Annotated in this window: 21 protein-coding genes and 2 pseudogenes; 12 read left to right on the top strand and 11 right to left on the bottom strand. The window is 68.8% G+C overall.

The features are described 5' to 3' along the window. Positions 1–13: 13 nt before the first annotated feature. Together ACSMXO_RS28210 and ACSMXO_RS28205 are read left to right on the top strand one after the other, a co-directional pair. The gene (locus tag ACSMXO_RS28210) at positions 14–814 is read left to right on the top strand and encodes an alpha/beta fold hydrolase (RefSeq protein ID WP_455414510.1); all 801 of its coding nucleotides are present in this window, start codon (positions 14–16) and stop codon (positions 812–814) included. A gap of 238 nt (positions 815–1,052) precedes the next feature. Beyond that, positions 1,053–1,747, top strand: a pseudogene (locus ACSMXO_RS28205) (transposase family protein); the annotation flags it as partial. A gap of 13 nt (positions 1,748–1,760) precedes the next feature. On the opposite strand, the gene ACSMXO_RS28200 reads toward ACSMXO_RS28205, so the two are convergent. Together ACSMXO_RS28200 and ACSMXO_RS28195 are read right to left on the bottom strand one after the other, a co-directional pair. Next, entirely contained in the window at positions 1,761–3,179 is a 1,419-nt protein-coding gene (locus ACSMXO_RS28200) for an amidohydrolase family protein (RefSeq protein ID WP_455414509.1), read from the bottom strand. 142 nt (positions 3,180–3,321) lie between these two features. Continuing rightward, positions 3,322–3,579: a hypothetical protein gene (locus ACSMXO_RS28195; protein ID WP_455414508.1), complete on the bottom strand. Its 258-nt coding sequence runs from the start codon at positions 3,577–3,579 to the stop codon at positions 3,322–3,324. A 185-nt stretch (positions 3,580–3,764) separates the two neighbouring features. On the opposite strand from ACSMXO_RS28195, the gene ACSMXO_RS28190 reads away from it, so the two are divergent. Both ACSMXO_RS28190 and ACSMXO_RS28185 read left to right on the top strand, forming a co-directional pair. Beyond that, on the top strand, positions 3,765–3,929 hold the full coding sequence (locus ACSMXO_RS28190) for a hypothetical protein (protein ID WP_455414507.1): 165 nt from the start codon (positions 3,765–3,767) through the stop codon (positions 3,927–3,929). Further along, complete coding sequence (locus ACSMXO_RS28185) at positions 3,930–4,625, top strand: FtsX-like permease family protein (protein WP_455414506.1); 696 nt, start codon at positions 3,930–3,932, stop codon at positions 4,623–4,625. Here ACSMXO_RS28185 and ACSMXO_RS28180 read toward each other — a convergent pair. Together ACSMXO_RS28180 and ACSMXO_RS28175 are read right to left on the bottom strand one after the other, a co-directional pair. After that, complete coding sequence (locus tag ACSMXO_RS28180; protein ID WP_455414505.1) at positions 4,552–5,730, bottom strand: acetamidase/formamidase family protein; 1,179 nt, start codon at positions 5,728–5,730, stop codon at positions 4,552–4,554. The two genes, ACSMXO_RS28185 and ACSMXO_RS28180, sit on opposite strands and share 74 nt — an antisense overlap. A gap of 39 nt (positions 5,731–5,769) precedes the next feature. Next, positions 5,770–7,062: an aminotransferase class I/II-fold pyridoxal phosphate-dependent enzyme gene (locus tag ACSMXO_RS28175; RefSeq protein WP_455414504.1), complete on the bottom strand. Its 1,293-nt coding sequence runs from the start codon at positions 7,060–7,062 to the stop codon at positions 5,770–5,772. A 554-nt stretch (positions 7,063–7,616) separates the two neighbouring features. Between ACSMXO_RS28175 and ACSMXO_RS28170 the strand changes: the two genes are divergently transcribed. Continuing rightward, positions 7,617–8,945: a PucR family transcriptional regulator gene (locus ACSMXO_RS28170; protein ID WP_455414503.1), complete on the top strand. Its 1,329-nt coding sequence runs from the start codon at positions 7,617–7,619 to the stop codon at positions 8,943–8,945. 555 nt (positions 8,946–9,500) lie between these two features. On the opposite strand, the gene ACSMXO_RS28165 is transcribed toward ACSMXO_RS28170, so the two are convergent. Further along, positions 9,501–9,854: a MerR family transcriptional regulator gene (locus ACSMXO_RS28165; RefSeq protein ID WP_346258445.1), complete on the bottom strand. Its 354-nt coding sequence runs from the start codon at positions 9,852–9,854 to the stop codon at positions 9,501–9,503. Between the two features lie 139 nt (positions 9,855–9,993). Here ACSMXO_RS28165 and ACSMXO_RS28160 point away from each other — a divergent pair, with 139 nt between their 5' ends. Continuing rightward, a complete protein-coding gene (locus ACSMXO_RS28160; RefSeq protein ID WP_455414502.1) occupies positions 9,994–10,968 on the top strand; it encodes an NAD(P)-dependent oxidoreductase in 975 nt (324 codons plus the stop codon). A 454-nt stretch (positions 10,969–11,422) separates the two neighbouring features. Here the strand turns inward: ACSMXO_RS28160 and ACSMXO_RS28155 are convergent, their stop codons facing one another. From ACSMXO_RS28155 to ACSMXO_RS28140, 4 genes are all read right to left on the bottom strand, one after another. Continuing rightward, the gene (locus ACSMXO_RS28155; protein WP_455419324.1) at positions 11,423–11,554 is read right to left on the bottom strand and encodes a DUF6069 family protein; all 132 of its coding nucleotides are present in this window, start codon (positions 11,552–11,554) and stop codon (positions 11,423–11,425) included. A 127-nt stretch (positions 11,555–11,681) separates the two neighbouring features. Beyond that, positions 11,682–12,266 (bottom strand): hypothetical protein, encoded by a 585-nt coding sequence (locus tag ACSMXO_RS28150; protein WP_346258443.1) that lies wholly within the window; start codon positions 12,264–12,266, stop codon positions 11,682–11,684. A gap of 351 nt (positions 12,267–12,617) precedes the next feature. Continuing rightward, entirely contained in the window at positions 12,618–14,066 is a 1,449-nt protein-coding gene (locus ACSMXO_RS28145; RefSeq protein ID WP_455414501.1) for an MFS transporter, read from the bottom strand. Positions 14,067–14,158: 92 nt separating this feature from the next. Continuing rightward, a complete protein-coding gene (locus ACSMXO_RS28140) occupies positions 14,159–14,605 on the bottom strand; it encodes an Rrf2 family transcriptional regulator (RefSeq protein WP_346258441.1) in 447 nt (148 codons plus the stop codon). A gap of 111 nt (positions 14,606–14,716) precedes the next feature. On the opposite strand from ACSMXO_RS28140, the pseudogene ACSMXO_RS28135 reads away from it, so the two are divergent. From ACSMXO_RS28135 to ACSMXO_RS28110, 6 genes and pseudogenes are all read left to right on the top strand, one after another. Next, a pseudogene (locus ACSMXO_RS28135) lies at positions 14,717–14,860 on the top strand (transposase); the annotation flags it as partial. A gap of 609 nt (positions 14,861–15,469) precedes the next feature. Next, a complete protein-coding gene (locus ACSMXO_RS28130; RefSeq protein WP_346258440.1) occupies positions 15,470–16,285 on the top strand; it encodes a sensor histidine kinase in 816 nt (271 codons plus the stop codon). Continuing rightward, positions 16,282–17,022, top strand: a complete 741-nt coding sequence (locus ACSMXO_RS28125) for a response regulator transcription factor (RefSeq protein ID WP_346258439.1) — start codon at positions 16,282–16,284, stop codon at positions 17,020–17,022. Before ACSMXO_RS28130 ends, ACSMXO_RS28125 begins: the two co-directional genes overlap by 4 nt. 99 nt (positions 17,023–17,121) lie before the next feature. Continuing rightward, positions 17,122–18,183 (top strand): ABC transporter substrate-binding protein, encoded by a 1,062-nt coding sequence (locus tag ACSMXO_RS28120; protein WP_455414500.1) that lies wholly within the window; start codon positions 17,122–17,124, stop codon positions 18,181–18,183. Continuing rightward, the gene (locus ACSMXO_RS28115; RefSeq protein ID WP_346258437.1) at positions 18,180–19,934 is read left to right on the top strand and encodes an ABC transporter permease; all 1,755 of its coding nucleotides are present in this window, start codon (positions 18,180–18,182) and stop codon (positions 19,932–19,934) included. Before ACSMXO_RS28120 ends, ACSMXO_RS28115 begins: the two co-directional genes overlap by 4 nt. Beyond that, positions 19,931–21,061 carry an ABC transporter ATP-binding protein gene (locus tag ACSMXO_RS28110; protein ID WP_455414499.1) on the top strand — a complete coding sequence of 377 codons (1,131 nt, stop codon included), beginning with the start codon at positions 19,931–19,933 and terminating at the stop codon, positions 21,059–21,061. Before ACSMXO_RS28115 ends, ACSMXO_RS28110 begins: the two co-directional genes overlap by 4 nt. A gap of 102 nt (positions 21,062–21,163) precedes the next feature. Here ACSMXO_RS28110 and ACSMXO_RS28105 read toward each other — a convergent pair whose 3' ends face one another. Continuing rightward, complete coding sequence (locus tag ACSMXO_RS28105) at positions 21,164–21,817, bottom strand: winged helix-turn-helix domain-containing protein (RefSeq protein ID WP_455414498.1); 654 nt, start codon at positions 21,815–21,817, stop codon at positions 21,164–21,166. Positions 21,818–21,848: 31 nt separating this feature from the next. Further along, a complete protein-coding gene (locus ACSMXO_RS28100) occupies positions 21,849–22,577 on the bottom strand; it encodes a LuxR C-terminal-related transcriptional regulator (protein ID WP_455414497.1) in 729 nt (242 codons plus the stop codon). Positions 22,578–22,600: the final 23 nt, after the last annotated feature.

Genomic DNA, 22,600 nt, shown 5'->3' with positions numbered 1-22,600 from the left:
GGGATGGAAACGCATGTTGACCACGGCGACGCAGCGAAGTGTCCACGTCTCCGGCATCCCCGTCGGCTACCACGTCGCGGGTGAGGGGCCGGAGCCCGCGCTCGTCCTCATCCACGGCGGCACCGGGCACCCAGAGACCAGCTTCGCCAGCCTGCTCGAGCACTTCACACAGCACCGCAGCGCGATCGTGCCGGGTTACTCGGGCAGCAGCCTAACACCGCTCCCCAAGGGCGAGATCGACGTCGACATGCTGGTCGATCAGGTGGCCGGGGTGGTGGAGGACGCCGCACGTGGCCCGGTGGATCTCTTCGGGATCTCCACGGGCGCCGTTGTCGCCGCCGCCCTGGCCGGCAAGCGGCCGGAGCTCGTGCGCCGCATGATCGTCCTCGGCGGGTTCGCGCACTACCGCCAGCCGTGGCAGCGCCTGCTCATGCGCACCTGGCTACGCCTGGCCGAACTGGACGCGAACGCCTTCGCCGAGTTCACGCTCCTGCACGTGCTCTCGGACACCTTCATCGACTCGATGAGCGCGAGCGAGCGCCTCCGGCTGCGTTCCGGGCTGATGCCGTCCGAGGGACTGATCGCCGTGCTCGAACTCATCAACCGGCTGGACATCAGCGACTACGTGCGGAACATCAAGTGCCCCACGCTCGTCGTCGGCATGCGGCAGGACCAACTGGTTCCCGTACGGTACGCCCGCGAGTTCCGCGACGCGATCCCCGGCAGCGACTACGTAGAGTTGGACTCCGGCCACGCCGCGGCGATGGAGAAGCCGGCCGAGCTTCTCAAGACCATCGAGGAGTTCCTGGCCTGACACCCTCCTGGCACCGTGACCACGAACGTTTGAGGTGTTGGGGTCAAGCCGCCCGGGTGGAGGACTGGCCCCAGCGTCGTCGCCGCTCACCACGGATGCGAGCACGCGGCCATCCGACGCCTGGCGGGCACCGCAACCCGGTAACCAAGGCGTCCGTCACTACCCGCAGACACTGAGCTGTCTTCAACCTGAGCAGGCAGCAGGGGCGCCAGCGGAGTCGACGGCGTGTTGATCGCCGAGGATGGACCGTTACCGTCGCCTCGACCCCGGTCGGCAGACGCTGCTGGTCCTGGCACACCTGCGCAACGGCGACACCCCGGCTCGTCTGGCCGCCGGCTTCGCCACCAGCGCGACCACCGGCTGGCGCTACACCCGTGCGGCCGTCGACCGGGTCGCCGCCCAGGCGCCCACCCGCACCGACGCCATGGACCGCACCGGGTGCCTCGCCTACGCGATCCTCGACGGGCACGCTGATCCGTACCGATCGGCTGTCTGTCCGGCGCACAGGACCAACGTCACTACGCCGGTAAGCACCGATGCCACGGCGTCAACGCCCAGGTCATGGCCGCCGGCCGGCCGGTTGGCGTGGGTCTCACCCGCACTACCCGGCTCGACCCACGACCTGACCGCCGCCCGCTCCCACGGCATCATCGACGCGCTCACCGACGCCGGGGTGATGACCTTCGCCGACAAGGGCTACCGCGGTGCCCACGGCAGCGTGAGGACACCGTGTCCACGGCCGAACCTTCCCGCACCGATGCGCGAGGTCAACCGCTCCCACGCCAGGATTCGCGCCATCGGCGAACGCGCCATCGCCACCCTCAAACCCGGAAACTCCTGGCCAAGCTCCACTGCAGCCCCCGCCGCGCCTCGGCCCTGCCGAGCGCGATCCTCGTCCTACAACTGGTCGAGGAGCAGCGCTACTCAGGTTGAAACAGCTCAGTGATCAGCGTGATCGGCCCATGCAGGGACAGCCCACCGTGGCGCGGGCATCGGCGGGGACTTCCTTCGCCGCGGCCTCGACCTCGACGAGCATGCGCTCTCGCTCCTTGGCGGAGATGAATCGGCCCCGCACCACCACCGCCTGGATCCGCTGGGTGTTGCGGATGTCGTCGAGCGGGTTGGCGTCCAGCAGTACCAGGTTGGCTAGGTTGCCGCGGCGGATCGTCCCCTCGTGGTCCTGCCGGCCGAGGAACCGGGCTGGCTCGAGGGTCGCCGCTTGGAGCGCCTGCATGGGGGTGAGACCCGCCTGCACGAGCAGCGCCAGCTCATCGTGCAAGGCGAACCCGGGGAAGCACCCCGGCGTGGCGCTGTCGGTGCCCGCCAGCATCGGCACCCCGGCCCGGCGCATCTCGTCGACCAGCCGGAGCTGGCGGTCGAAAAGCTCCCGGTGCTGGGCAACTTCGGTCGGACCGCGGCCGGCCGCGAACAACTCCTCCAGCGCCCACGACCATTCCTCGGCCGTGGCGGCCGGCAGATATTTCAGCCGCTCGTCGGTTCGCGACACCTCGTCGGGCATGGCGATTGCCCGCATCGCGATGAGGGTCGGGACCTGCCTGGACTGGTTGGCAACGAATCCGGCGAAGACCGCTGCCGCCTTGCCGGGATGGTAGCTGTGCGCGGCCAGCCAGTTCAGCGGATGCACCTGGTTGAACCAGCTATTGTAGTCACCAGGCTCGATCCTGATCTCGGCGATCGCCCGGCGTATCTCCGCTTCCCGGCTGGAGGTCGAGTACCAGGTCCCCCACATGTGCTCGAGGCTGCGCTGCCCGGCCTGACTGGCCTCGGTGATCGGCACGTTGTCGGGGCAGTGTCCGGCGAACGGGACTTGTTGCCGTCGGGCCTCGTCAACGACGGCGAAGTACGCCTCGGGGGACAGTCGTGAGTAGACCTTGACGAAGTCCGCGCCGTCCCGCACGACCCGGCGGACCGCCGCTCGCGCCTCCGGTTCGTTGGTCACCTCGATGTACGAGACCGCGTTCAGGCCTGCCCAAAGACCCGGAGCGCCGTCGATCAAAGGGCTCGCGATGATCGAGCGTGGGCCCAGCAGGCTGCCGGCCTCGACCCGATCCCGCCACCGGTGGAGATGGTCGGCTTCCGACATCTCGCGCACCGTTGTGATCCCGTTCGCGATGTACAGCGGTGGGATGATCGCCTCATGCACGTCACTGTGGACGTGCATATCACACAGACCCGGGATCAGGAACCTTCCCGTGCCGTCGACGACGGTCGCACCATGCGGGACGTGGATATCGCGCCGTCCACCCAGCCCGGTGATCCGATCCCCTTCGACGACCACGGTCTGGTCTGGCATTGGCGACCCACCGGTGGTGTCGATCACCGTGACCCCGACGAACGCGATCACGCTTCGCCTCGCCGCACCCGCGGGCGCCGATTGAGCCAGTCCTATCACTGCGCCAGCGCCCGCGGCCAACCCGGCCCTGAAGACATTCCGACGAGAGATGCTGTGCAGCACTAACTCCTCCTCTGGGTAAACGCCATCACCGTCACTGGTTCCAGGACACCGCCGGCGAGAGCACCGGCTCACCGACCTCCGCCACCTCCGCCAGCGGCGCGAGCCGCGCCGCCGCGTCCTGGATCGCGGCGGTTCCCTCGGGCCCGCCGGGGGTCCCGAGCACGCTCTCGACCACCGGCCGTTCGAGGCCGGCCGTCTCCTGGAACCCCTCGGCCCAGGCGGACTCGTCCGTCGCCCACCATGGATGTCGGATGCTCCATCGAGCAATCCGGTCGTCGAACGTGGTCATGCCAGTCACCCTCGTCGGGATCGAGTCCGGAGTCACTGGACCTAGCACCCGGAACGGAGGTCGGGTCAACCCCACTGCGCGCCCGCGCGCCCGGCGGTGAGAATGGCGGCATAAGCCTGCGATACCGCTTCAGGCTGCTCGGTTGGGCGTTCGTACTGAGCCTGCCTACCGGCATCCCGCTGATCGTGGGCATCCCGCTGTTCGTACTGGCGGTGCTGCTGACCCGCCGCCTCGCCGACGGCCGGATCGTGGGGCAGCTCCTGGCACCCACCGTCGACGCGGTCGCCGAGCGCCTCTCCCACCTAGGCGACGGTGCCGACGACGCCGACGACGTGCTGATGGAGGTGTAAGTGGTGTTCTTCCTGGCCGTACGCTCCATCGGCAAGCGCCCCGGGCGATCCGTCGCCACCCTGCTGGTGTCCTTCGCCGTCGCCTCCACCCTGACCGTGAACGTCCGTCAACGGGCCGAGGAAATGCACCTACTGCGCCGTGCCGGCGCCACGCCGGGACAGCTCAGAAGGATGATGGTCGGCGAGGCCAGCATCGTCGTCCTTGCTGGCGCGGCGCTCACCGCCTCGGGCGTTGCTCGACAGGTTCCAGGACAGCGGGCAGGTCGCCGACGGCGTGGACCATGTCTTCGGGCCGATCGCCTTGGGCTCCGGTACCGGCATCACTCTGCTCGCCTCGGCCGGCGCCGCGTTCCTCGCCGTACGCCGTGGGACCCGCACCGGCACGAGACTAGGTCGGTCCGCCGGCCCGGCCGGGAAGGTCGCGGGGTACGCGGCCCTGCTCGTCGGCGCCGCCGGTATCTGCGCCACCTTCACTCCGGGCTCACCATGTCGGTCGAGGACAAGACCCTCGAAACGCTGAACCTCGTCGTCGTCGGCATCATCGTGGTCTTCTCCTGCATCATGCTGATCAACAGCCTGTACGCGCCAGACGATTCGCGACGAGCTGGCGAGTTTGGCCGGCTCATCGCGGCAGGATGTCCTTGTCGAAGATGTCGATTGGCAGGTAGAGGGTCACGGTCGGGTTCGGGATCGTGACGATGCAACTGATGCGAATCTCGACCGGCGCGACGCTGAGAATCGTGTACGCCTGCTCCCCGGAGTATCCGAGTGTCATCAGGAAGTCGACGGCCCGGAGCATGGCCTCGCGTGCGGCGAAGCTGGCGTCCTGGTAGCCCTGTTCCTTGCCAGAGAAGCAAAAGCCGTTGAAGCCGAGGTAACGGTCGGCGCCGAAGCGGGCTTCGATCGGTCCGGGTCTGACCAGCGGCGTCGTTATCGCATATCGCTCCATGCCGCCCTTGATCACGTCGAGGCGCAGCCATGTTCGCCCGTCCATCTCCATCGCGTTGAAGCTGCACTCGCCGTCGCCGGCCGACAGGTGGTGGTCACCCAGCGAGAGCAGGCCGCCTTCCACGAAAACCGGGAAGTACACTTTCGCTCCTGGACCCAATTTGTTGATGTCCATGTTGCCGCCGTTCTCCCGGGGCGGCTGGGTACGAGCGGCAGCGCGTTGAGCCGTCCCGCCGAGGCCTCGCAGCAAGGCGTTGCGCGGTTCCGGCGCGAACGCCCGGCCGTCCGCGAACAGCGGCTCCTCACGTTCTCTCCAAAGTCGCACGAGCTCGAACGAGGGCGCCACTCCCATCGTCCCGGGGTGGGGCTGGGCGGGGATCCTGATCCCAGGCAGGTCAGGAGATTCGGCTATGCCGCCCCTGGCATGCCAGGTTGAGCGGTAACCATCAGGGAAGATTTCACCGAGTAGCCCGGGCGTCCCTGGCAGAATGTTGGAGAAGGCGATACCACTGAGTGGCTCGACTCCGAGCACCTCGGCGACTAGCAGGTCTCCGGGCTCGGCACCGTGGACATGCACCGGGCCGGCGAGAGGGTGCATCCGGGAAAGGTCGACCCGTCGTAGTTCCTCAAGGCTCCCGTTGTCATGGATCTGATAGTCGTCGTAGCCTGGCGCCTCAAGAATCACCTCTCCCCTCGGGTCGATGTAAACAGCAGCCGGAATCTCCGGGTGCCAGCGGTTGTGTCCTAGTTGGGGTTGGTGAGCGAGGGGCGATCCGACCTCGCACCTCAGTCGCGGAACATCCAGATAACGGTCACGGAACCGCGACAAAGGTTCGACTTTCTCAGCATGCATCGTTGCCGCTCCTCGTAGTGTGGTGACCGGTGGGAGAGGTCATGCGGGAGGCGTGACCGCCTCGGGCATGTCGGCCGTGAAATGGACGCGGGTGAACTGCTTCCGCCAGGCGGTGACCTCCTGGCCGACGGCGGACGGCTCGACGTCGGGGTCCAGCCCGCAGGCGATAAAGGACGCCAGGGCGGGCATATCCCTCTCGGTCATGCCGATTCGGGTGATCTCCGGGGTACCGATGCGGAGCCCGTTCATGTCGCCGTCGACAGGTTCGACCGGCAGACCGACACCGCTCGTCAGCAGGTTTGCCCGGCGCAACCGACGAGCGGCGCGCTGTCCACCGCCGTACCGGTTGGCGATGACGGCGAATTGGTGTGATTGGGTGCCGCCACGGTCCGCGGCGAAGACCGGTACGCCCAGTGACTCCAGCTCCGCGGCCAGTCGGGCGGCGTTCGCGGCCATCGTTCGGGCGTATGCCGTTCCGGAGACCTTCCAATCAAGCAGCGCGACGGCCAGCGCCGCGGTCTTGCCGACGTCGAAGTTCGCGGTCAGGCCGGGATAGGCGATGGCGTCGAGTCGTCGAGCCAGATCCGTGTCGTTGGTCACGACGAGGCCGCCAGGTGGACCACCGAGGCTTTTGTAGGTGCTCATTGTGATCAGGTGGGCACCCTCGACCAACGGTTGGGGCCACACACGCCCGGCTATCATGCCGGATAGGTGGGCGGCATCGTAAAGTACTCGCGCCCCGACGGAGTCCGCGATTTGCCGTACCTCACCGACCGGGTGCGGAAACAGGTTGAGGCTACCGCCGATAGTGATCAACTTTGGCCGGATCCGCCGAGCCAGTCTGTCCAACTCCGCGACGTCCACGGTGTACGTGTCGGCCCTGATTGGTGCGGGAACGATGGTGAGTCCATAGCGGCCGGCCGCACCATCGACGTGGTGAGTGACGTGTCCGCCGATGCTTTCCGGAGGAGCGATGATGGTGTCGCCAGGTCGACAAACGGCCATGAAGGCATAGAGGTTGGCCATCGCTCCGGAACCGACCCGCACCTCAGCGTAATCCGAGTCGAAGACCTGGGCGGCGAGTTCGGTCGCGATAATCTCGATCTGCTCGATAGCCTCCAGTCCCATCTCGTACTTCGCGCCGGGGTAGCCCAGCGAGGCGCGAGTGCCCAGCCGTGCCGACAGCATCGCCTCGGCCCGTGGGTTCATGACGTTCGTCGCCGGGTTCAGATTCACCGACTCGACGTCGTGGATCCGGTGGTTCTCTGCCACCAACCGGTCGATCTCCTCTAGCGTCGCAAACGCGGATCGGCCGACCAGTGCATGCACCACTTCGCGGATTCGGTCCTGACTGCGCGAAGGAACCCACGAACGAGACAGTTGGCTTCGAATCATCACTTCGGCTCCGCATCTCCCGACAGCTCCAGGTGTCGTCGGCCGAGTCGCCAGGCCGTGCCGTACGACCATATGCGCAGCTCAGTGTCCCGCACATCGGATCGGAGCCGAGACCCGCCGACATGATCTACTACAGTTGTCGCAGAGCTGTCGCCGTTGCAGGGCAAACTCCGAATGACATGCCGCGAGTCGGAATGTCGAGAGAGCAGCCTCGTCGAGGTGATGCGACGAGGCGGTCGTCTCGACGTACGACGCGCCGGGTCTGAGCCACACGTGCCGGATGCCGACGAGCCGGTTGGCGAGCTGAACGGGTGGGCCTTGTGGGTACGCCGCCGGTGCCTTACCGGCCGTCGTACGCGCGAGCGCCAGGCGAGATCTCCGCGTACTCTCCCCACCAACCGGCAGGGACAGGGTCTTTCGTCAGGACTCGACGTCCGGGGGTGTCGACTACTCCTCGCCGGTGGCTACCGACTCGCCCGGACTTTTGCCGGGTGGCTCACTCCCAGAGCTATCAGGAGCAGCGCATGGGGCCATTGGATGTGACCCGCACGTTTGAGCAGGGTCTCGACGAGCTCGCCAGCCGAATCGGGCACAGCGTCTCCGTCGATGCGCCGGACGGGCGTCTGATCGCGTACAGCGTGCAAGACGGTCATGCCGATCCGGCCCGCGTCGCGTCGATCCTCTCCCGCAAGGTCACGCCGGAGATTCAGGACTGGCAGCTGCGTCACGGCATCGTCGAGGCGAGCGGGCCGGTACGCGTACCGGCCAACGTGGAGCTGGGAATGGTCGGGCGGGTCTGCATCCCGATGCGGTCCGGAGATCACTGTCTGGGCTATCTGTGGGTGCTGGAGGGTGAACGCGTGCTGACGCCAGCCGCGCTCGACAGGGCCGTCGAGGCCGTCAGGGAACTGACCCACATTCTCGAGGCGCAGCACGATCTTGCCGGGCTGGGCACGTACGACGTCAACACCCTGGTCCGGCTACTCCTTGACGGCAGTGCAATGGCGGCGAGTGCCCGCGACCGGTTGGCGAGCGCGATGCCATCGTTACTCGGTGCCCGGCTGACCGTCTGCGTGGCGGTGCCGGCCAGCGCAGATCGTGGAGCGCTGTCAACTCTCCCGCCCGCCGTGTTCCGCCGCCTCGACGCGTCCATTCCGTCAGCGCTCACGTCGAGTCCGGTCCATGTCGGCTCCTTTGTCGCCACGACTCACGTCGCCGTCGTGCTGTGCCACCGACCGGACCAGCCCCTGTCCACCGGCGCGATCGACCTACTCGTCCGCACCCTGAACAGGTGCGCTCGACCGGCCAGTTGTACCTTCACGGTCGGAATCAGCAATCCTGGCCCCTTCGATGTCGACTCCGTCCGTGGCATGTACGGGCAGGCCCGGGCGGCCGCCGACCTGGCCGCTCTCGACCCGGCACTGCCCCGGATCCTGCCCTGGTCGAAGGTGGGGCCCTATCGACTCTTGCTCCAGATGGCTCCGCTTGAGCCGGATCCGGTACTCCAGCGGCTGGATGAGTGCGGCGGCTCCGCCGAGATGTTGACCCGCACGCTGGAGTTGTATCTCGACCTGGGGTGCGACGCGCAACGCACGGCCGAGAGTCTCCAGATTCACCGGACCACGCTCTACTACCGACTGGCCCGGATAGCAAAGATTCTGGACGTGGACCTCGCCGAAGGACTCGTCCGGCTGCATCTGCACGTCGCGTTGAAGGATCGTCGACTTGCGGCGCGGACCCCTCGTGCCGCAGGCCCGCCGAACCCGGACTTTCGGCCCGGAGAAAAGGAGCCCGGCCATCTCCGCACCGGAGTGGCCTGAGCCGCCCGCCCCGCTGTCAACGACTCGGCGTACCGTCTAGCGCTACGTCGCGGCGTGTGTCGCTGTCCACTTTGCTCTGTGGTTGCCTTCGTGATGTGACTCCCGAGGAGATTGAGCAGGTGCGTCCCCAGGTGATGGAGTTCACCGAGCGAAGTGCCGCCTTGCGCTGGACATGCTCGACGACATGATCCAACCGTGGGGGCTGTCGAAACTGTCGGTCGCCGCAGACTCCGGCCCCGGCTCCACGAGTTCCCTCGGCGGCCAGCGGCTCTGGCACGGCGTACAGCGTCGTCGCCGGCAGCACCACCCCACCCGCCCGCCCGCCGAAGAGTTCGGTGATGTCTTGGATTGGCCGCCAGAGCTGCGGGCCCGGCCGGGAGCGGGCTACGGTCGCGTGCAGCTGCCCACCCGCTCTAGCCCAAGACCCCCTCGGTTCCGCACAGTACCCCTGAACAACGCGCAGGCGCCAGCCGTCCGGACCCACCATGACCACCGCAGGTGGGTCTGACACGAACGTGGTGAACGCCACGCTCGCGGATCGGGCGGTGTGTGGCCTCAGCGTGAGGTGGCCTTGATGATGGCGTCGAGCATCGTCCGGGCGGTGTGCAACTCGGTGATGGACCTGCTGATCCGGTCGCGTTCACGCTGCAAGTCGCTCAACAGGTCAGGACATGCCGCGGCCAGGCCGCCGCCAGTATCGACCGTACAGGGCAGCACGTCGGCGATGGTGGTGGTGTTGAGCCCGGCGGCGAGCAGGGTGCGGATCCGTCGCACCCGTTCCACATCGGCGTCGCCGTACTCGCGGTATCCGCTCGGTCGCCGAACTGGCCGCAGCAGGCCCTGCTCCTCGTAGTAGCGCAACAGCCGTTGGTTGACGCCCGTTCGTCGAGCCAGTTCCCCGATGCGCAAGACACTCTCCGCTTGACTCTCACATGGATGTCAAGGTCTAGCTTGACCGCACGGCGATCACGCGACCAACGCGGGTCCCATGACTACTGAACCTTTTCAACCTCCCCTTGCGGTCCGGCGGACCGCAAGGTCGGACGCGGTGCGTGAGCGCCGCGCGGTCCAGGTTGAAAAAGGTTCACTGGAGGAACTCATGAACCAGCGTACGGGCGCCCGGGTGACGGTGATAGGGCTGAACCTGCGAGCCGCGGCACTGGCCCGCGCCTTGGCGGCGGCCGGTGGTGCCGTCACGGTGTGGGACGAGGTCGGCACGCTCTCCGAGGCGCCGTCCGCCGAGTACGTGTCCCGGGCAGACTCGTTGCAGGCGGCCATCACCGCCGCATCCCTCATCGTCGTCTGTGTCGATGACTACGACAGCGTCCAGCGCATCCTTCGTCGAGCCGACCCGCACGTCACCTCCGCTGACGTGGTCAACCTGACATCGGGAACAAGTGCCCAGGCCGAGCAGGTAGCCGCTTGGATGGACGCCCGGGGCGTTCGCTACCTCGACGGTGCGTTGATGGCCCATCCGGAGCATGTCGGCAGACCGGAGACGGTGTTGGTCTACAGCGGCTCGCACGAGGTGTTCGAGCGTCACGAAGCCGCGCTCAGGCACCTGGGTGCCGCCACCTACCTGGGCGCGTCCCCTGGCACCGCCGCCCTCTACGACGTGGCGATGCTCAATTTCGCCTGGGCCACCCTGATCGGCTTCTTGCAGACCGCCGCGCTTCTTGCCGCCGCCCAGGTCCCGGCCACCACCGTGGCGCCGCTTCTGACCCGCTGGCTGGCCGCCACCGTCACAGAGGTGATCACCGACTATGCACAGCAGGTCGATGATCGGCACTACCCGGGCGACGAGGAATGGCTCGAACTGGACGCCCCGCTCATGGACCACCTCATCGAAGCCGCACGGGCCTCCTGCATCGATACCTCCCTTCCCGTACTGATCAAGTCACTGACCGATCAGGGCATCGCAGCCGGCCACGGGAAAGACAGTTTCGCTAGCCTGGTCGAGGTCATCCGCGGACCTGGCCGCCGCCTCGAAGTCGACGATCACCGTGGTGAGGTTGAGCGGTAGCAGGCTGTTCTCCAGTTGCCGCACGTCGAAGCCCTCGGCGCCTGGTGACAGCGTGCGGCAGAGTGGCACCGACCCGCACAGCGGCACGACCGGCTTCTCGTCCGCTTTGTACGCGGCCTATCTGCGCGCCCGGCTCGGGCACCCCAGGTCGTCAGTAGAGGTCGCCCCAAAGTTCGTGGAACTTCAGTGGCGGACCGATGGATGTCAGGCTGCCTTGATGCCCTCATGACGTACGAAAGTCCGAGAGCGAGCAGGTAATGCGCCTGGATCCGGACGTCACCGACGTTGCGCGGACGTCTGTCGCGAGGGCGCCCGCGCAGGGCGGGCACGTGCAGGTCGACGTTGACTCGGGGAACCTGCGGGGAACTGGTTGCATGACCGTGATAATCCGAGCGGCGGGGGCAGCGGAGCCTCAACCGACCGTCGCGGCATGCTCCATCCCGATGAACGATCGTCAATCGGTCCGGATGCGGAGGCTCCGCGCCAGGGTGGGGATCATCACCGTCGCAGGGACGAGGTGTAGCCCGAGGAGGGCGGTGGTGGTGGCGGTGTTTGCCCCGGCGAGGAGGGGCGGGACCACCGACATCGCGGTCAGCGACACTGCCGTCCACCCGAATCGCTCGGCGGGGCCGGCGGCGACGCCAGCCGCGGTGCCGGAGGAACCATTCCAGCTCCGTCGTGGGGACGGCGGAGCTGGAATGGGGTACGACAGCTCAGCAGCGGCTCCAACCACCGGCCCAGTTGCCGGTGCCGCGGTACCGGCACCACAGGTCCGCGTCCAGGCCGAACGTCATGGCGCGTACCGGATTGACGTCCGCGAAGGCGCCGTTTCCGATTTCGGCGAGGGCCCTGCCGCCAAGGCTCTTCCACCCGCCGCTACCGCGCCAGATGTGCCAGACCGACCAGTCGGTCCCGATCACGAAGACTTCCTCGTACGTGTCGGTGCCGCTGACCCAGGTGATAGCGGACCAGTCCATCCGGCAGATGACCCAGCCCCGGTAGCCATACATCTCGAACGCGCAGACGTCCCAGCCTGGGTAGATCTGTGGGTCGTCGTCGCCTGCTGGTCGCGGGCTCGACGGCACGCGTTCGATCGTGGCGACGGTATCCCCCACGGCGTAGGTGCCCGGGCCACCCGGTCGCACTGTGACGGTCGGCTTCGCCTCGCCGCGGGCCTCGACCGTCGCCGCCTGGGCCGCCGGCGTGGCGACCAGAACGGACGTCGCCACCATCGCCGCCGCCAGGAGCACGGCGGTCCAGCCGCCACGGCCGCGCTCGCTTGTCGACACCATCCTCATCTGACCCTCCTCCTCGGTACGTGGTCGGCGGGTCCACCGACGCAGCCAAGCCTGTCAACCGGCGTGCACACGATGCGCACAGCGGCGGTCTCGATCACCTGCAGGCATGTCGATGTCGATCGACGTATCTAGACGTCAGCGGGAGGTCGCTGTTCTGGTGGCCCAGGCCCGCGCGCCCGACGCGAGTCCGGAGTTCGTCCGACCGCTGATCGGTCTGGGCCGCCGTACGTACCCCGGACGATGACGGCGAAGCTGGGCAAGCGTGCCACGGTGCGTCTCAGGCCGGCACGGCAGAGGCGATCCTGGTCCCACGCCGCCTCGAGGCAGACCGTCGCGCGGTGAGAACTGGGCTCAGTCGGCCTTGTCCGCGTCGCGGGGCGGCGTGTCCGCGGCGGCTGCCGCGGGACGCATCCGGAACGCGACGATCAATGCGAGGACGACGACCACGGCCATGGCCACGAAGGCGTCGGAAAAGGCGGCGCCATGGTGACTGGTGTACAGGGGGTTGATGGCGGCGCTGCCGCTGAGCTGCCGTGCGGTCACCAGCGCACCGAACAGCGCCGGGCCGGTTCCGGCGCCCAGGAACTGGGCTCCTTGGAGGATCCCGAGGCCGACGCCGACCTGGTCCGCCGGCAACGCGCTCGCCGCAGTGCTGATGATCGGGGTGATCACGAAGATGAAGCCGACGCTGAGCCCGAGGATTCCGGCGCCTGCGGGGATCACCGACGTGCCTCCAGCCGAGGTCGAGAGGACCAGGGCGAACAGTCCCATGAGCGCGAGGCCCGTCAGCACCAGGGTTCGGGTGCCGATGCGGTCGGCGAGGCGACCGATCAACGGGGAGAGGACGGCGACGGCGACCCCGGCCGGAATCATGACCAGGGCCCCGGCTCCCGGATCGAGACCGTTGACGTCAACCACCAGCAGCGGAACGAGTACCAGGCCGCCGAGGTTGACGATCATGGCCAGGAACGCGACGACGACCGCTGCCTGGTAGACCCGGTTGGTGAACAGCGCGGGCGGTACGAACGGCTGCGCTACGCGGACGGTGCGCCACCCGAAGAGCGCAATTGCCACGACCGCCACCACGAGGCTGAGCGAGGACGAGGGTGCGGCGAAGCCGGCGACCTGTGCCTGGGTAACGCCGAACAGGGCCAGCCCGGCGCCCAGGCCAAGGAGGATGCCGCCGGGAAGGTCGAACCGACCCGTACCCGCCGCGGGTTCGCCCGGCAGCACGCGAAACGCTGCGGGAAGCAGTACCAACGCGACCACAAGCATCAGCCAGAACAGCGCGGGCCAGCCGAGGACCTGGCCGATCCCGCCGCCGAGGGCCGGTCCGGCGGCGGTACCGACACCCGCAGCCGCGGAGACGACGCCGATCCCCATCCCTCGCTTGTCCACCGGCATCAACCTGGTGACGGCAATGATCGAGAGCACGGGCAGCGCGGCCGCGCCTGTCCCCATCACGATCCGCCCGAGCACGAGCACGAGGAGATCCGGGGCGAGCGCGCAGACCAGGCTCCCGGCGCTGTAGGTCAGCAGGCCGAAGGTGAAGAGACGTCGCAGGCTCACACGGTCGGAGATGCGGCCGTAGAAGGGGATACCGACTGCGAACACCAGCAGGAAGCCGGTGACGACCCACGCCAACTCCGCCTCGGAAGCGCCGAACTCCGCTCCGATGGACGGGAGCATGAGATTGACCATGTCGCTGGCGACGACCGTGACGAGCACCGCCGGCATGAGCACTGCCAACAGGGCCAGCCCGGAACCGGTCTGTTCGGTTGTGACCGATGTAGGTGTCATCCGGCGCATCCTCCGCGCGGCATCTACTGCCACTGTCGTAGTTACAGTTTGGGCGAGAAAATGGCGGAGGGTACGCCTCCGCCATGGCTCAGCTAGCGATTGGGTGCCGCAAATCGACGCTCGGCGGCCAGTATCTGCCGTACCAGGTGGGCGATGGTCGTCCGGCCGAGCCGTTCTTGCATGGCCTCTTCCGCGTTCCGGAACTCCGTCTCAAGCACGTTCTGCATGTGGCGCCCGACCTCGCACGCGTCACTGGGTGGATGGGTGTGCCGCGATAGGATCGGCCCCTCCTCGACGGCGGCGTACGCGTCGTAGAGCGTGATCTCGCGTGCGGTGCGGGCAAGAACCCACCCCCCGCCACGCCCCTCGGCGGACCACACCAGGCCGGCGTCTCGCAAGCTGCCGAGGATGCGCCGCACGAGAACCGGATTGCTCGCCAGACTGTCCGCGATCTCCGCCGAGGTCAGTGAGCGGTCATCCCAGCGTGCCAACATCGTGAGCGCGTGAATCGCGACCGCGCTCCTGCTGCTGAGACCCACCGTGCCCCCTCGCGCACCGCCGCCGCACCGACCTAACTGCTATCAGGCTAGTTGCAGTTAGGTGGCACGTCAATCCTGCGTCTGGGTTCACGGCCGCCACCGAGACGCCCAATGGCGGCGCATCTGGGCGCCCAGGTCGAGGCGTTTCCTAATCGGCCTCTGGACAGCGGCCACTACGCGTTCGTGTGGGCCGACGCCCTGACGGTCAAGGTCCGCGAGGCCGGCCGGACAGTGAACGTGCACGCCCTGATCGCGCACCGAGTATGAATCCCTATGACGAAAGCCACCGGGGGTGCGACTGGATCGCGGGCGCTGGTGGCGAGCATGAGGTCGACGATGTCGGCCAGGTCGCGGTGTGCCGTGGTCCGGACCTGCCGGGAGTGGGTTGTTGCCACCCGCGGATGGCGGTACCGACGGCTTGGAGGTTCTCGTCGGTGAGGGCGACGACGGCTCAGGACGTAGATGGCGAAGGTCTGTTCGACGCCCTCGGTGCCACGCCGCGGCGCTGGTCGAAGCGGCCGGCCGCGAGTACCAACACGTCGGTTCTGTCCGGGAGCCGGGTGGCGAGGGCACTGCCGATGCCACGCGTGCCATCCGCGATCATCACTGAACCTTTTTCAACCTCCCCTTGCGGTGCGGTGGACCGCAAGGTCAGACGCGGTGCGCGAGCGCCGCGCGGTTCAGGTTGAAAAAGGTTCACTGGGCGCATACTTGATCCTGTGCATTCGCCTGCACCATCGGAAAGGGGGCACATCGATGTCACCGGTAATCCCGCTCCCTGCCACCCCGGCCGTTCGTGACGCGTGCACGGCGAGGAGCTGACGGGGAGGCTGAAACCGGGACGTCGGCCGAGGGATGGGATCGATGTGGCTCGTGGCGCTCGCGGTGCTGGCCGGTGGGTTCACCGGCGCGGGTCTGATGGCGCTGTACGGCCGCCGCACCCGCGGCAGGCTCCGGGCCGAGCTCGTCGAACTGGAGCAGTCGGTGCAGGGGCGGGCCGACCAGGTGACCTCGCTCAGCCACGAACTGCGGACCCCGCTCAGCATGATCAAAGGGGCGGTGGACCTGCTCCGGGAGGGGATGCCGGGCCCGCTGACGCCAGCGCAGCGCCGGCTACTCCAGGTGCTCGACCACCAGTCCACCCAGGTGATCGGGCTCTGTGAGAGCCTGCTGATCCAGGCGAAGATCGAGTCGGGGCTCTTCACCCCGAAACTGGAACGGGTGGACCTGTCGGTGGTCGCCCGGGACGTCGTCACGGCGATGCGTCCACTCTGCGCGCAGCGCCAGCAGCGGATCAGTCTGGACGCCCCGCAGGTGACGCCGAGGATCGAGGCCGATCCGATGCTGCTGGCCCAGGCGTTGACCAACCTGCTCTCCAACGCCAGCCGGTTCACCACGACCGGTGGCAGCATCGACGTCAGGGTGACGCCGATCGACACCGGGATCGCCGTCTACGTGACCGACGACGGGGCCGGCATGAGCCGGGAGGAGCGGCACCGGCTGTTCCACCGGTTCGCCACCGGCCGACCGCTGGCCGACGGGACCGGGCTCGGCCTGGTCATCACCAAGACGATAGTGGAGCTACACGGAGGCGAGATCATGGTGCACACCGCGTCGCGGCGGGGAACCACATTCCTCTTCACCCTGCCCCGGACCGCGCCGGCCGGTACCGGGTCGTGACCGGTCCGGTCGAAGCCCGGGCCGACCGGTCCGGTCCGACGGCCCTGGTCGTCGACGACGAACCGCAGATGACGGTGATCATCGAGTTCGCCCTGCAGACCCAGGGGTTCTCCGTGCTCGTCGCGCACGACGGCGCGACCGCGCTGCACCTGCTGCGGACCCGGCCGGTCGACCTGGTCGTGCTGGACGTGCTCATGCCGACCATGGACGGGTTGAGCCTCTGCCAGCGGATCCGCGCCCGGTCCGAGGTCCCGATCATGCTGCTCACCGCCCTGTCCCAACAGGACGACGTGATCGCCGGGCTGGAGCACGGGGCCGACGACTACGTGACGAAGCCGTTCCACCCCCGCGAGGTGGCGCTGCGGGCCCAGGCACTGGTACGCCGGCGCCGCGACACCGGCTCCGCGATCCGGGTCGGCAAGCTGGTGATCGACCTGACCAACCGGACCGTCGTGCTCGCCGGACGTCAGCTCAACCTGCCGTACACCGAGTTCAAGCTGCTCGCCCACCTCGCGGCCCGACGCGGCACCCCGCAGTCCTGGCAGGACCTGCTCCGCGCGGTGTGGGGGACGACCGACCTGATCGGCGGCCGGGACGTGGTCAAGTCCACCGTCTACCGGCTGCGCTCCCGGTTGGCGGCGACCCCGGACGGAGCGGGATACATCCGTACCCTGCGCGGTGTCGGCTATCTGATGCCGGACTCCCTCCGCGACCCTCCGGAGGGCGGATCCAGGTAACGGCGGTGTCACCAGGGCTCACGGATGTGTTACCGGAGCGTCCGTCACCCGCCTCTAACCTGGCCGCAATATTGCGACAACCTGGGAGGTCGGGATTCGATGGCGAGTCGATTTCGGCGCGGCGTGAGCTGGCTGGGGTGCGCGGCGGTCCTCGTCCTGGCCGCCGGCTGCGCCCGGGAGCCGGGCAACGGCTCCGGTGGTACGGCGGACGGCGGCGTCGTGCACGTCGTGTGCGGCGGGACGGAGGAGTGGTGCGCGGCGACCACGGCGCAGTTCAGCGAGACGACCGGGGTCAGGGCCGACTTCGTACGGCTCTCCAGCGGCGAGGCGTTGGCCCGGATCAAGGCCGGTAAGGGCAACGCGGAGTTCGACGTCTGGTACGGCGGCCCGGCCGACGGCTACGCCGCCGGCGCCGCGGAGGGGATGCTGGAGGCGTACGCCTCGCCGAACGCCGGCGCGATCCCGGCCAAGTACAAGGACGCGTCCGGGCTCTGGACCGGCGTCTACGTCGGGGCGCTCGGGTTCTGCGCCAACCCGAAGCTGCTGCGAGAGGCCGGGATCGAGGTGCCGGACTCCTGGGCTGACCTGCTCGATCCGTTGCTCGCCAAGGACGTCGGTATCGCCCATCCGTCCACCTCGGGCACCGCGTACACGGCGCTCTGGACCCAGGTGCTGCTCGCCGGCGGCGACCAGGACAAGGCGCTGGAGTACATGCGCCGGCTGCACCCGAACGTGTTGCAGTACACCAAGTCCGGTGCGGCACCCGCCCAGATGACGGCCCGTGGCGAGGTGGCGGTCGGGGTGATCTTCTCCCACGACTGCGTGGCGGCCAGGGAAGCGGGCTTCCCCGACCTGGTGGTCTCCTTCCCGGCCGAGGGAACCGGCTACGAAACCGGCGGGGTGGCGCTGGTCAGCGGCGCCAAGAACCCGGAGAGCGGCCGGAAGTTCGTCGACTGGGCGTTGACGGTCGAGGCACAGGAGATCGGGCCGACGGTGAAGTCGTACCAGTTCCCGACCAATCCGGGCGCGAAGGTCTCGGACAAGGTCGTGGACCTCAGCACGATCAGGCTGGTCGAATACGACGCGGTCGCGGCGGGTGCGGCGAAGACCGCGCTGAACCGGCGGTTCGACGCTGAAGTGGCCCAGGCGCCGAAGTCATGACCGCCCTGATCCACGAACCGGAGCTGGCCCCCGGCCCGGCGGCGCCACCGCGCCGCCGGCGCCGGCGGCGGCTCGACCTCGGCATCCGACTGTTGCTCGTCGCCTGCGTCGGTCTGGTGGCGGTCGGCAGCGTCGTCCCGCTCGTCGCCGTCCTCGCGGCGGCGTTCGGACCGGCGGCGTTACCGCGTTACGCGCGCTTCTTCAGCTCCCCGGTCGACCTGACGATCCTGCGCAACACGCTGGTCCTGGGCGTGCTGGTCGGGCTCTGCGGGACGGCGCTCGGGTTCCTCTTCGCCTTCGTCCAGACCCGCCTCGCCGTACCGGGCAAGCGGATCCTGCACGTGGTGGCGCTGGTGCCGATCGTCAGCCCGCCGTTCGCGGTCGCCACCGCCACCGTCGTGCTCTACGGCCGGCGGGGCGTGATCAGCAACGGCCTCCTCGGCCTGGAGTACGACATCTACGGGCTCGACGGACTGGTCTTCGTGCTCTCCCTGTCGCTCTTCCCGGTGGCGTACCTCGGCCTGCTCGGCATGCTCCGTGGGCTGGACCCGGCACTGGAGGAGGCCGCGATGAACCTCGGGGCCAGCCGGTGGCGGACCCTGCGCACGGTCATCCTGCCGTTGCTGGCACCGGGGCTGGTGGCGCCATTCCTACTGCTCTTCGTGGAGGCGATCGCCGACCTGGCCAACCCGCTCGTCCTCGGCGGTGACTACACGGTGCTGGCCAGCCGGGCCTACCTGGCGGTCACCGGCGAGTACGACACCACCAGCGCCGCCGTCTACTGCGTCATCCTGCTCGTGCCCTCGCTGGGGTTGTACGTCGCGCAGCGGTACTGGCTGAACCGCAAGGTCCGGACCACCATCACCGGGCGGCCCTCGGGCAGCGTGCACCTGATCGACAACTGGGTACGGTGGCCGATCTTCGGGCTCGCGCTGCTGGCGGCGGCGCTCATCCTCAGCGTCTACGGCACGGTGCTGCTCGGTTCGGTGACCCGGGTCTTCGGCGTGGACAACACGTTGACCCTGGAGTACCTCCGGGAGGTGGTCGCCGGGGTGGGGCGGGAAGCCGTGCTCGACACCGTCATGTTCGCGGCCCTCGCCACCCCGGTCGCGGCGGTCTTCGGGCTGGTCATCTCCTGGCTCGTGGTCCGGCACCTGCGCCGGGCCGCCGGGCTGCTGGACCTGGCCGGGACGCTCGGGGTCGCCGTACCGGGCACGGTGCTGGGGATCGGCTTCGTGCTCGCGTACCGGCCGGAGCGGTGGCTCGGCCCGGTCGAGGTCTTCCCCAGCCTGGTCGGCGGCAGCGCCATCGCCGGCGGGGCGGCGGCGATCGTCGTCGCGTACGTCATCCGGAGCCTCCCCGCCGGCCAGCGCACCGCGGTCGCGGCCCTGACCCAGATCCACCCGCAGATCGAGCAGGCCTCGACCGACCTCGGAGCGGGTCCGCTCTACACCTTCCGGCGGGTCACCCTGCCACTGATCCGGCCGGCGCTGCTGACCGGCCTGAGCTACAGCTTCGCCCGCAGCATGACCTCGATCTCGACGATCGTCCTGCTGGTCACGCCGGAGACGAAGATCATCACCTCCCAGGTGCTGAGCGCCGCCAGCACCGGCCGGTACGGGGTGGCGTTCGCCTACTGCACCGTGCTGACCGCCATCGTGCTGGCGGCCTTCGCGCTCATCCGTCTCATCGTCGGCGCGGGCGCCAACCTGAACCGCGTCGCCACCGACACCGAAAGGCCGAAACGATGACCGCTGTGGTGCCCGACCTGGCCGTGGCCGCGTCCGCCGGTGCCGGCACCGGACGCCTGCGTCTAGAGGCGTTGACCAAGACGTTCTCCAGCCGTACCGGCACGGTCACCGCCGTCGACGCGGTCGACCTCGACGTCGCCCCGGGCGAGTTCATCACGCTGCTCGGGCCGTCGGGGTGCGGCAAGACCACCACGCTGCGGATGGTCGCCGGATTCGAGGACGCCACCAGCGGGCAGATCCGGCTCGACGACAAGGTGATCGACTCGATGCCACCGCAGCGGCGTCCGATGGCGATGGTGTTCCAGAGCTACGCGCTCTTTCCGCACCTCACGGTCGGCGAGAACATCGCGTACGGGCTCAGGCTGCGTCGGCGTAGCCGCCAGGAGGTCGCCACCAGCATGCGGATGGCGCTGACCAGTATGAACCTGGTCGGTCTGCAGGACCGGAGCCCGCACGAACTCTCCGGCGGCCAGCAGCAGCGGGTCGCCCTGGCCCGGGCCCTGGTCGTGCAGCCGAAGGTGCTGCTCTTCGACGAACCGCTGTCCAACCTGGACGCCAAGTTGCGGGGCTCGATGCGCGCGGAGATCCGCCGGATCCAGCGGATGTTCGAGATCACCAGCATCTACGTCACGCACGACCAGGACGAGGCGATGAGCATGTCGGACCGGATCGTGGTGATGAACCGGGGACGGGTCGAGCAGGTGGCCACGCCGGGGGAGATCTACCTGCGCCCGGCGAGCGTCTTCGTCGCGGACTTCATCGGGCGGGCCAACTTCATCGAGGTGGTGCCGGAGGGTGTCAGCGACGGCCGGGCCGTGGTGCACGCCCTCGGGCAGCGGTTGACCGCGGCGGCCCACCCGACGGTGTCGGCGAACGACGACAACGCCTACCTGATGGCCCGGCCGGAGACCATGAAGCTGACGCCGGTCACCGACGGCGGGACCGGCATCGGCGTCGTGCTCCGCTCGACGTTCCACGGACCGGCGGTGGACTACGAGATCGAGACCACCAGCGGCACGTTGGCGGTGACCGACCCCGGTGCCGATCCCCGGGAGGCCCTCGCCGAGGGCACCAACGTCAACGTGCGGATCGACCCGGATCGGGCCTACCTGCTGACCCGGGACTGACGGGCGGCCGTCCGGCCGGTCCGGCGGCGTGCTCGGCGGGCCGGATCGACGGCATCGGCGGCAAGGTGGGGTGGGGCGGGGTGGTCCCGCCAGCGGCGGGAGTCAGCGCAGCAGGTGACCGACTCCGCGTACGGTGTGCAGCACCGGTGGCGTACCGAGCTTGCGCCGCAGCTGCGCGATCAGCACGTCGAGCACGTTCGACGTGGGGGGGACCAGCTCGTCCCAGGCGACCGCGATCAACTCGGCGCGGCGGACCGGTTCGCCGCCCGCGGCCAGCAGCCGTTCGAGCACCTTGAACTCCTTGACGGTGAGGGCGAGTATCCGGCCCGCGCGCCGGGCCTCGTGCCTTCCGACGTCCAGCTCGATGTCGCCGTGCCGCAGCACCGGGGCTCGGCCGGTGTCGCCCCGCCGGCACAGGCTGCCCACCCGGGCGACCAGCTCGGCGGCCGCGAACGGCTTGACCAGGTAGTCGTCGCCCCAGGCCAGTCCGTCGATCCGGTCGCTCACCGCGTCCCGGGCGGTGAGGAACAGCACCGGCACGTCCCACCCGGCACGCCGGCGGCCCGCCACGTAGCGTAGCGAGTCGCCGGCCGGCAGCATCCGGTCGAACACCGCGCAGTCGTAGCCGTTGACGCTCAGCGCCTCGTCGGCCTCGGGCAGGTCGATCACGGTGTCCACGGCGAACCCGGCACCACGCAGCGACGCGTCCAGGGCCAACCGGAGAATGTCGTCGTCCTCGGTGATCAGTACCCGCACAACTGCACACGGTATCCGGCCGGCGCACCCATCAGGGTCGCCGTACCAGCCAGCCGCGATCGGCCGCCTTGATCCCGGCCTGGAACCGACTGCGGGCGCCGAGCCGGTTCATGATCCCGGACATCGTCCGGCGAACGGTACGCACCGAGACGCCGAGCCGGGCCGCCGCGGACTCGTCGGTGCAGCCCACCGAGAGCAGCCTGAGCAGTTCCCGCTCCCGCTCGGTCAGCCCGGCCCGGTCCGGTACGTCCGACGCCATGAGCGACACGGCCGAGGGCCAGACCTGCTCGAAGAGTTCGACGACCGTGCTCACCACACTGGGCAGGTGGAACACCGCGACGTCACCCGACCGGCTGTCCGGCAACTCGAAGGGGAGCATGGCCACCGCCTCGTCGACCACCGTCGCGTCCGTCGGGACGTCGGGCGCGGTACGTACCTCGGCACCGGCCATGGCGAGGCTGCCCAGCTGGAGGGCCAGCGCCGGGACGGTACGGGCACGGTCCGGGAACAGCACGCGATAACGTACCCCGCGCCGCAGGTTCTCGTGGTCGATCCGCCGGAGCATGCCGAGCGGCTCGGTCCCGGCCGTGCACTGCGTGCTGGCGATGAGGACGTCGTGGTTCGCTGCGGCCAGCGCCGCCGTGATCGCGGCATGGGTCGACAACACCAGCGGCTGCCCGTACCGGTGCGGCACGGACGGGCGAGCGGGCCGGGCCGGTGAGCACCGGTCCCGGAGAGTGGTCAGCGGGTTGACGGTCATGGGGCTCCTCCTCGGCCACTCGT

The organism is Plantactinospora sp. DSM 117369 (assembly GCF_053764795.1).
Note: the sequence above shows the minus strand (reverse complement) of the source record. Positions and strands in the feature narration are given on the sequence as shown.

What these genes read in the sequence shown, in the direction of transcription:
- ACSMXO_RS28100 (WP_455414497.1), bottom strand. Translation starts at nt 22,577, where the DNA reads ATGACCGTCAACCCGCTGACCACTCTCCGGGACCGGTGCTCACCGGCC.
- ACSMXO_RS28210 (WP_455414510.1), top strand. Translation starts at nt 14, where the DNA reads ATGTTGACCACGGCGACGCAGCGAAGTGTCCACGTCTCCGGCATCCCC.
- ACSMXO_RS28155 (WP_455419324.1), bottom strand. Translation starts at nt 11,554, where the DNA reads ATGTCGGTGGTCCCGCCCCTCCTCGCCGGGGCAAACACCGCCACCACC.
- ACSMXO_RS28120 (WP_455414500.1), top strand. Translation starts at nt 17,122, where the DNA reads ATGGCGAGTCGATTTCGGCGCGGCGTGAGCTGGCTGGGGTGCGCGGCG.
- ACSMXO_RS28195 (WP_455414508.1), bottom strand. Translation starts at nt 3,579, where the DNA reads ATGACCACGTTCGACGACCGGATTGCTCGATGGAGCATCCGACATCCA.
- ACSMXO_RS28150 (WP_346258443.1), bottom strand. Translation starts at nt 12,266, where the DNA reads ATGAGGATGGTGTCGACAAGCGAGCGCGGCCGTGGCGGCTGGACCGCC.
- ACSMXO_RS28115 (WP_346258437.1), top strand. Translation starts at nt 18,180, where the DNA reads ATGACCGCCCTGATCCACGAACCGGAGCTGGCCCCCGGCCCGGCGGCG.
- ACSMXO_RS28180 (WP_455414505.1), bottom strand. Translation starts at nt 5,730, where the DNA reads ATGCATGCTGAGAAAGTCGAACCTTTGTCGCGGTTCCGTGACCGTTAT.
- ACSMXO_RS28145 (WP_455414501.1), bottom strand. Translation starts at nt 14,066, where the DNA reads ATGACACCTACATCGGTCACAACCGAACAGACCGGTTCCGGGCTGGCC.
- ACSMXO_RS28110 (WP_455414499.1), top strand. Translation starts at nt 19,931, where the DNA reads ATGACCGCTGTGGTGCCCGACCTGGCCGTGGCCGCGTCCGCCGGTGCC.
- ACSMXO_RS28130 (WP_346258440.1), top strand. Translation starts at nt 15,470, where the DNA reads ATGTGGCTCGTGGCGCTCGCGGTGCTGGCCGGTGGGTTCACCGGCGCG.